Here is an 8,099-nt window from a genome sequence, read left to right as displayed (position 1 = left end):
CTAAATCCCATTTTTGTGAAGAAGAAAAAAAAACAATTTTAATCGGCTTTTTTGGGAAACTAATCAGGCTATTTCTACTCAACGAATACTAACCTGCTGTATAATTAATTACTGCTAATTGTCTACTTGCGAAATTTTTTTTCGCGATTTTTTTTTTTAGTAATTATCAGGAAAATAGTATCTTTAATTAACGTAACTAACCATACAACCCGTACGTTGTAAAAAATTACTCACTCAAATCTGAAGATAAAAATACAAAAAATAAAAATGGAAGGACATATACAAGAATTAAAAGGAGCTAATTTTGAAAACTTAATGAATAGAGCAAGAAAACTTGACAGGAGATTGAAAAAACATTCAAAAATGGAACTAAAAAAACTCTTTAAACTCGAAGATAGTAAGATTGAAAAAGAAAGAAAAGAATACCATAAACAACTTATAACAATAAAGAAAAGTATTGGAAAAGCTTGTAACATTTTTTTAATTCAGAAAAATTTAAACGATGGAAATAAAAAAAACATAAACACCTGTTTAGAAGAATTAGAATATTTAACTAATACCAATGAAGTATACGAGACAATTGAATACCTATTAAAAAATACTTCCCAATTTAAATAATTTGGTTGCTCAAATATTTTCTAGTCATTTCTATAGAGGCGCAAATTGCACAAAGTAATTTTTTGTCAGAGTTGTTTATGAAGGAAATATACTCTGCTTTATTTAAAATAACGGAAAAGTGACATTGCAAAAAATTTTCTTTTACGAAGTCTTTTAAATCAGATTTTAAAAATTTGGAAAATTTAGAATTTTTAAAAGAAGTATTAATTCCTTCTGGTTTATCTAAATTAATAACATCTTCAATTTTTGACATAATATTTATTTTTAATCAAAAAAAAGGAAATTTAAAACGAAAATTGTGACATGAACAAAACGGAAAAAAACTTTTTACAACAACGTGTATATTTTATTGCTTGTAAATAGCTTACTTGCGAAAATCCTTGCGGATTTTCTTGGTTAGTTTTTATTTATTAACTTTATTGCTTAACCACGCAACAAAGCATACACACAGGCGTTGGTTGCAATAGCGGAATTAAAAACTAAACGTATAAATCGTGTGAATTCTGAACTTTGAAAACAGCGGAACTTTGCGCAGAAACTGAATTTAAAACTCGAGACCGAAACGTAACGCTGAATTGAAAAATGTAAAACGGAACTGTGCGCAGAAATCAACTTGAGCGGAATTTAAAAAACGTGAATTGATCACTGCTACTCTATCGTATTCCAAAATTGCGGAATCATAACATGGAATTGAATAGCAGAACGCAAAACAAACTCTGAATGAACCTCAAAAAACTGAATTAAAACTGCAACCAACAATGTATAAATTCAATTGCGGCTGAATTTCCTACGGAAATTCATTGCAATTTTCTATCTTTCAGTCTCAATCGGAAAATCGTACCGATTTTCCGCAACTGTAATTTATACGCTAACGTTGGCAATAATATATGACATTCGAAGAACAAAAAATAAAATTTATTGAAATTCTTACTGAAAGTAAAGAATATAATAAAGATGTTGCACTTCAAAGAATCGTTGAAATTATTAAGTCAATCAATACTTTGAAAGTTTTCAAAAAAGAAAAAAAACTAATAAATAGAATAGCAATTGACTCTGTAGAAAATTGGAATACAATTGAATTAATTTTGAATTTTACCGAAAATATAGATTCTTAAAAATGAAATATAGTATTCCAAACAAACGAGAATTGACAAAATACGAAATTGAATTTCTGTCATACTTGTTTGAAAAAGAAAAAGCGGAATGGACAAATCTAATCGGAAATCTAAAAGTAATTGCAAGATGTGGTTGTGGAAAGTGTCCGACTGTAATATTTGGAAAAACATTTAACTCGGAAATTCAAAACGGAAAGTTAATAATAGATTACGCTGGAAAAGGTAAAAGCGGAGAATTAATTGGAATATCATTATTCGGAACTGACAAAATGCCGACTGAATTAGAGTTTTACTCAATTGACGGAAAATCTGAAACTATAGAAATTCCAAAAATTGAAACTCTAAAAAATTTAAAAGAAATTTGAATTAAGTAAAAAATACTATTGCCAACACCATATATAATTTATTGCTGGCTTTTTGCTTACTTACGAAAATCCTCGCGGATTTTCTATTCGGTTTTTATTTACTAAATTAGGTGCTTAAACCACGCAACAAACCATATATAAACACGTTGTGTATAATGCCAGAAATGACTAAACAAATAAACATAAAACTCATTATATTAGAATCCATTTCTATGATTTTTTTGGTAAATGGAATACAAAGGTTATATGTGGCTTCTCAAGGTCAGAAATATGATGCTTTAATGAGTCAGAATTGGGAAAAATTTGAATCCTTAACCTCTGAAAGTGTAGGTCAATTTTTTGCCAATAGAGCGTTTTGGACTTTAGGAATTATATTAGTTGGAATTTTAATAATCGGAATAATTAATTGGAAAAATAAAATTGGAATTATTAACACGATGTTACTTTTTTTAATCGTGATTGGAATTGCAATGAATGGATTCTTCTTAACTGGAATCACTCATCAATATCTGAATTATTTCTGTGGAATTTTCGCTGAAAGTTGGGGAATTTCATTTTTAATAGGTGGAATTATAATAACATTAATCGGAATTTTAATCTTGTGGAAAACCATCAACTTGAATAAAAACACTATACACAACACCGTACAAAATTAATTGCTTACTTTTAGCTTACTTACGAAAATCCTCTCGGATTTTCTTTGTCAGTAATTATTTATTAACTTTAGTGCTTAACCACAGCAACTAACCTTGTACAAACACGTTGGCATTAATTAAGAAAAAATGTTCAGAAAAGACATAGGAAAAGAATTTCATAAACAAATGGACAATTGGTTCTCTGAACATCCTGAAATTAAACATCAGTGGAAAGAGAATGAATTGAAAGTTCAATATCCTAACGAAATGAATAAGTTTCTAACTTTTGAATTTGACTCAAAGAAAATTAAAGTTCAGAATGATAATAAAGAAAAAGTATTTTATCGAGATTTATTTACAAATATTGAGGAGCAAGTTTTTAAAATCAGAAGTTTCTGGATAAACAATATGTTGAAAAAAGAGGAAACTGAAATAATAAAACCTAAACTGAAAGAAAATGAAATTGCAATAGTCTTTTGTAATCGGAAATACGGACAAATACTAACTACTGACAAAAATGTTTTTACAGGTTGGGGAAATGTTTATCATATATTTGAAAACGAAAAAGAAGCCAAAAAATTTGCGGAAATTGAATCAATAGATGAAAGTATAGAAATTAATGCTTACAATTGGAAAGATGAATATATTGAAATAATGAAAAAAAACTAATGCCAACACCATATATAATTTATTGCTAGCTTTTTTTCTTACTTGCGAAAATCCTCGCGGATTTTCTTTGTCAGTAATTATTTATTAATTTAGTGCAAAATTCTCGCAACAAACCATATATAAACACGTTATGTTTTATTGCTCAGGAAAATCTAAACGCAGGAGAAAAATGCTGAACACTCTCTCGTGAATTTTGAAAAAGTCAAATCAGAGCGAAATTTTTACGCGGGAATTTTCTCTACTTTGGAATTCTTGAAGTTTTGTGAAAAATTAACTGAGGAAAAATATCGCGCGAATTAAAAATCAATGCGGAATCTTAACTTGAAAATTAACTCCGAAAAAAGGAATTTAACAGAAATTAAAAATAAATAAAAAAAGCTCAAAAAAGGAAATTAAAAAAGCGTGAAAAAATTGAAAACGGAATCTGAACTTGCTTACTCAAACGTATCGCAACAAAACATAACACCGTGTAAAATTTATTGCTTTTTCAGGTTTTTCTTACGAAAAACCTCGGAAACGCTAAAGTTTTAGTATAAATAGTTTTTTTTTGCTAAATTTACGCAACAAATAATACACCAAAACGTTACCCAACATTAACAAAAATGAACAAAAGAACGAAATATATAATTCTAGCTTTCGGAATTTTAGGGCTTATATTTTTATTATATAATAAAAATTTTGCATTAGCTGAAAATAGTTTAGAGCCACCAGAATTGAAATATTCTAAATTGTTTTTTGGAATTGGAGTTTTATCAATTGGATTATTTTTTTTGAGTAAAAAATTGCGAAATTTACTAATAAAATTAGCAATTTCTGGATTTACAATATGCTTGATTTTAAATATATCTCTATCTATTCAAATTTTTGAAAGTGTTAGAATTGGGAAAATTTATGCGGAATATGGAGAATTAGACACTTGTGAAAAGATGGAAAAAAGATTTGCAACTGATTTAAAAAATAAAGAAATTAAATATTTTCAATGTTTAACTAGCTTTAATCCTGAATTAGAAAAGATATTAAAAAATGAGTATAACATTGAAACATTCGGAATGAATTGTGAAACTGAATCTGAAAAGGAATGCTATAATAAATTAGTTAAAAAATATTTAAAAAAGGAACATAATAAATCCTTTATAGATATTTGAAAATATAAAAACTGAATAAAACGTTGGGTAACACCGTATATAATTTATTGCTAGTTCTAGCATACTTACGAAAGTCCTCGCGGACTTTCTTGGTCGGTAATTATTTACTAAATTAGGTGCTTAAAACACGCAACAAACCATATACAACAACGTTGTAGTGCATTTAAGGAAAATCGAAAAACTTAATTAATAATTGTGATTGTAATTGAATTTTTAGTAGAAATTATTGGTCGAATATTTGTGGAATTTATTTTCGAGGGAATTATAATTGGAATTTATAAGTTATTTAAAAAATGTATTGAATTTATTCGGGTTAAAGTTTTTGGGTTAAAAGCAAAACCTGAAAAGAAGCTAAAAGTACTTGAAAATAAATTACTCTATAAAAATATTGAACTTACTGAAAACTTAAATAGTGAACTGAAAATTGGACAAAAAGGAACAATTTTAGAAATTATAAATAAGAACAAAGTTTTTGCAGAATTTTATGACCTCAAAGGGAAACAAATTGAAGTGAATAATAAACTAGTTTTTGAAATTAGAATGAAACAGTTTAAAATAAAAAATTGATTGATTTAAAAAAACTTTCAATTTATCATAAATATAATGGAGCTTCTGACTCACCTGAACTTTATAATGAACCAAATGATAGATGGTTAAATAAGGAAATTAGTTTAGATGAATTTATAATATTAAGTAAATTGGATGAATTATTTTTTTGCATCAGAAGTGGTGGTTATTCTTCCAAAATGGTTAGTGAAATGGAATTAGAAATAGAGAAATTAAAAAATAATATAACAAAGGAAGTTTATGAATATTTATCAGTTGGAAAAAAAGTTGAATTAACAGAAAAAGAAAATAAAACCTTTGGAAAAAGGAAATGGTGGAAATAAAAAACGCACTACAACACCATATATAATTTATTGCTGGCTTTTTTCTTACTTACGAAAATCCTCGCGGATTTTCTTTGTCAGTAATTATTTACTAAATTAGTTGCTTAAACCACGCAACAAACCATATATAAACACGTTGTAAGCAATTTGAGAAAAACCCAGATTGGAAAGGACATTCACTCATTCAAAAGATAGTTTTACTAAATTATAGTTTTTTAAAAGAGATAAAAAAAATACTTTCGAGTGAAATAAATCGAACTGAATTATGAATAATTACTCAAAACCAATTTTAATAATTTCACTACTTATTTTTCTCTGTTCTTGTGCGACAAAAAAACAAATTTATAGAGCAAGTTCTAAAAGGGTTATAATAATTGAAAATGATTCAATTTTACGGCATACTGAATTAATTGGTTGTTTAGGAAACTCAAACACTTTGAATTACAAAGATGAGAATGGAATTCTAAAAATAGCTGGAAATAAAAACACGAAACAAGAAGGAATATTTAGTTTGGCGACTGACTTGTACGGTTCGGAACTAAAAATGGAAAAAGATAGTTTAATAAACATAAAAACTGGAGAAATATTTTACGAAGAGAAATATTTTAAATCAAAAACTGAAAACTCTTTTGAAAAGTTTTATATCGTTTTGGATGGAAAAAAAAGAAAAATTAAAAAATCGAATATTGAAAGAATCCTAACAAATCCATATTTAAAAAATTATGAAATCGTAGAAATGAAAAGAGATGAAGCAAAAAAAGAATATGGAATCAATACAAAATACAAAACGTTGAAATTCGTGAGGAAATAAAAACTGCTTACAACACCGTATATAATTTATTGCTTGCTTCTTGCTTACTTGCGAAAGTCCTCGCGGACTTTCTTGGTCGGTAATTATTTACTAAATTAGTTGCTTGAAACACGCAACAAACCATATACAACAACGTTGGGCTTAATTATGAAAAAGAACTATTTGATATTCATTTTACTAATTTCTTTTGGAGTTAAAGCTCAAAATATAAAGTTGTTGAATAAAGATTTAAACTTAACAGACACTTTAAAATATAATAGAGAGATTAGAATATATTCTGGAGGAGGAATTAATAATTATTCTTCTGTCTTTAGAATGTATAATTACGAGAGAAAAAAATGGAAAGCGGAATTTTATGAGCATTATGCTGAAATTCCTAATAAAACTGAATTAAAAATTGAGAAGAAAAAGTTAAAACCAAAAAACAATTTTGACTTTATATTTCTAAAATTCTTGAGAAGTAAAGTTATGAATTTGCCAAATCAAGAAGAAATTAGTTGGAAAATTCAAGGAAGAGATTCAATTTTTGAAACTAAAACAAATAGAAAAGGTAAAGAAATAATTGAGTACGAATCCGTTCATAAATCCATAAGCATATTAGATGGAGTAAGTTATACTGTACAAGTGAAAGAATTCAATAAAACGAATGAATTTAAATATTATAATCCTGAAAGTTATTATAAAAATTTTAATGAGATAGATGAACTTTTATTTATGGTTGAAATATTGAATATAGTCAGAAATGAATTTAAAATTTGGAAAAAAAACTAAGCCCAACACCGTATAAATTTTATTGCTGTATTTTGCTTATTTTGGAAAATTCTCGCACACTTTTAATTCAGTAAATATTTACTAACTTTACGCTTAATCAACGCAACAAACTTTATACATCAACGTTGCCATTAATAAACCAAAAATATGGGAAAGATGACTAATCAAATGGTTGAAAAGTCATTTGAAATAGCAAAAGAAAGATTTTCAGGAAAAACAACTTTGCAAGAAGCTGTAGAAAAATTGGAAAATATAGGAGTAAATCCAAATTCTGCAAGAGACTATATTTATTTGTATAAACATTTAAGAAATGGAGAACTTTTCAAAAGAAGAGCGAATGAATATGCAACCGAATATTTTATTGAAAACATTTATAAAGAAAACGGAAAATCTGAATTATCTAAAGCCTTAAATTCATTATTAAAGCATTTTGAATATTGGGAAAGTTATTCAGGAAGTAGAATAAAAGGTGGAAGAATAATTTACGAAAAATATTTGAAATTAGCTGGAAACAAAGAAAATGAAATAGTATATCCGGGAGAAAAAAATACTAAAGAAGCTTTTTTAGAAGGTAAATCAAAAACTATAATTGTAAATGCTTACGAAAGGAATACAAAAGCAAGAAACGCATGTTTAGAATTTTATGGTTTAGATTGTCAAGTTTGTGAAATGAATTTTGAAAAAAAGTATGGTGTAATTGGAAAAGATTTTATTCATGTTCATCACATAAAAGAAATTTCAACTATTAAAAAGGAATATGAAATTGACCCAATTAAAGATTTAATTCCTGTTTGTCCAAATTGTCATTCTATGTTACATAAGAAAAATCCAGCTTACACAATAACTGAATTAAAAAAATTAATAAAATAATTACTAATGCCAACAACGTGTATATTCAATTGCTATCTTCTAGCCTACTTTGGAAAATCCTCGCGGATTTTCCATTCAGTAATTATTTGCTAACTTTAGTGAATAAACCACGCAACTGATATATACACAAAAACGTTGGCATTAATAAAAAACGAGAAATAAATTGAGTAATTAATGAATAATATAATATCGACTTTTTTCTTCTCATTA

The 8,099-nt window shown here is 26.9% G+C and carries 12 protein-coding genes; 11 read left to right on the top strand and 1 reads right to left on the bottom strand.

Annotation, left to right across the window (positions count from 1 at the left end):
- Positions 1-267: 267 nt before the first annotated feature.
- The gene (locus tag ACW9UN_RS16490) at positions 268-618 is read left to right on the top strand and encodes a hypothetical protein (protein ID WP_459487466.1); all 351 of its coding nucleotides are present in this window, start codon (positions 268-270) and stop codon (positions 616-618) included.
- Here the strand turns inward: ACW9UN_RS16490 and ACW9UN_RS16485 are convergent.
- Complete coding sequence (locus ACW9UN_RS16485; RefSeq protein ID WP_459487464.1) at positions 611-871, bottom strand: hypothetical protein; 261 nt, start codon at positions 869-871, stop codon at positions 611-613. The two genes, ACW9UN_RS16490 and ACW9UN_RS16485, sit on opposite strands and share 8 nt — an antisense overlap.
- A gap of 634 nt (positions 872-1,505) precedes the next feature.
- Here ACW9UN_RS16485 and ACW9UN_RS16480 point away from each other — a divergent pair.
- The 10 genes from ACW9UN_RS16480 (at position 1,506) to ACW9UN_RS16435 (ending at position 7,889) form a co-directional block, all read left to right on the top strand.
- Positions 1,506-1,733 carry a hypothetical protein gene (locus ACW9UN_RS16480; RefSeq protein WP_459487463.1) on the top strand — a complete coding sequence of 76 codons (228 nt, stop codon included), beginning with the start codon at positions 1,506-1,508 and terminating at the stop codon, positions 1,731-1,733.
- Positions 1,734-1,735: 2 nt separating this feature from the next.
- The gene (locus tag ACW9UN_RS16475; protein WP_459487462.1) at positions 1,736-2,098 is read left to right on the top strand and encodes a hypothetical protein; all 363 of its coding nucleotides are present in this window, start codon (positions 1,736-1,738) and stop codon (positions 2,096-2,098) included.
- Between the two features lie 164 nt (positions 2,099-2,262).
- On the top strand, positions 2,263-2,754 hold the full coding sequence (locus ACW9UN_RS16470; protein ID WP_459487461.1) for a hypothetical protein: 492 nt from the start codon (positions 2,263-2,265) through the stop codon (positions 2,752-2,754).
- A 126-nt stretch (positions 2,755-2,880) separates the two neighbouring features.
- The gene (locus ACW9UN_RS16465) at positions 2,881-3,402 is read left to right on the top strand and encodes a hypothetical protein (RefSeq protein WP_422091787.1); all 522 of its coding nucleotides are present in this window, start codon (positions 2,881-2,883) and stop codon (positions 3,400-3,402) included.
- Between the two features lie 602 nt (positions 3,403-4,004).
- Positions 4,005-4,547: a hypothetical protein gene (locus tag ACW9UN_RS16460; RefSeq protein ID WP_459487460.1), complete on the top strand. Its 543-nt coding sequence runs from the start codon at positions 4,005-4,007 to the stop codon at positions 4,545-4,547.
- A 195-nt stretch (positions 4,548-4,742) separates the two neighbouring features.
- Positions 4,743-5,114 carry a hypothetical protein gene (locus ACW9UN_RS16455; RefSeq protein ID WP_459487459.1) on the top strand — a complete coding sequence of 124 codons (372 nt, stop codon included), beginning with the start codon at positions 4,743-4,745 and terminating at the stop codon, positions 5,112-5,114.
- Positions 5,111-5,437, top strand: a complete 327-nt coding sequence (locus ACW9UN_RS16450) for a hypothetical protein (RefSeq protein ID WP_459487458.1) — start codon at positions 5,111-5,113, stop codon at positions 5,435-5,437. The genes ACW9UN_RS16455 and ACW9UN_RS16450 overlap by 4 nt, the downstream gene beginning before the upstream one ends.
- 265 nt (positions 5,438-5,702) lie before the next feature.
- Positions 5,703-6,248 (top strand): hypothetical protein, encoded by a 546-nt coding sequence (locus ACW9UN_RS16445; RefSeq protein ID WP_459487457.1) that lies wholly within the window; start codon positions 5,703-5,705, stop codon positions 6,246-6,248.
- A gap of 216 nt (positions 6,249-6,464) precedes the next feature.
- Positions 6,465-7,019, top strand: coding sequence for a hypothetical protein (locus ACW9UN_RS16440; protein WP_459487456.1), 555 nt, complete (start codon positions 6,465-6,467; stop codon positions 7,017-7,019).
- 147 nt (positions 7,020-7,166) lie between these two features.
- Entirely contained in the window at positions 7,167-7,889 is a 723-nt protein-coding gene (locus ACW9UN_RS16435) for an HNH endonuclease (RefSeq protein WP_459487455.1), read from the top strand.
- Positions 7,890-8,099 lie beyond the last annotated feature (210 nt).

The sequence above is a fragment of the Polaribacter litoreus genome (assembly GCF_054584775.1).
This window is presented reverse-complemented; position numbering and strand designations above follow the sequence as displayed.

Excerpts from the sequence above, each read along its gene's own strand:
- ACW9UN_RS16445 (WP_459487457.1), top strand. The coding sequence starts at position 5,703 with ATGAATAATTACTCAAAACCAATTTTAATAATTTCACTACTTATTTTT.
- ACW9UN_RS16490 (WP_459487466.1), top strand. The coding sequence starts at position 268 with ATGGAAGGACATATACAAGAATTAAAAGGAGCTAATTTTGAAAACTTA.
- ACW9UN_RS16480 (WP_459487463.1), top strand. The coding sequence starts at position 1,506 with ATGACATTCGAAGAACAAAAAATAAAATTTATTGAAATTCTTACTGAA.
- ACW9UN_RS16460 (WP_459487460.1), top strand. The coding sequence starts at position 4,005 with ATGAACAAAAGAACGAAATATATAATTCTAGCTTTCGGAATTTTAGGG.
- ACW9UN_RS16485 (WP_459487464.1), bottom strand. The coding sequence starts at position 871 with ATGTCAAAAATTGAAGATGTTATTAATTTAGATAAACCAGAAGGAATT.
- ACW9UN_RS16475 (WP_459487462.1), top strand. The coding sequence starts at position 1,736 with ATGAAATATAGTATTCCAAACAAACGAGAATTGACAAAATACGAAATT.
- ACW9UN_RS16470 (WP_459487461.1), top strand. The coding sequence starts at position 2,263 with ATGACTAAACAAATAAACATAAAACTCATTATATTAGAATCCATTTCT.
- ACW9UN_RS16435 (WP_459487455.1), top strand. The coding sequence starts at position 7,167 with ATGGGAAAGATGACTAATCAAATGGTTGAAAAGTCATTTGAAATAGCA.
- ACW9UN_RS16465 (WP_422091787.1), top strand. The coding sequence starts at position 2,881 with ATGTTCAGAAAAGACATAGGAAAAGAATTTCATAAACAAATGGACAAT.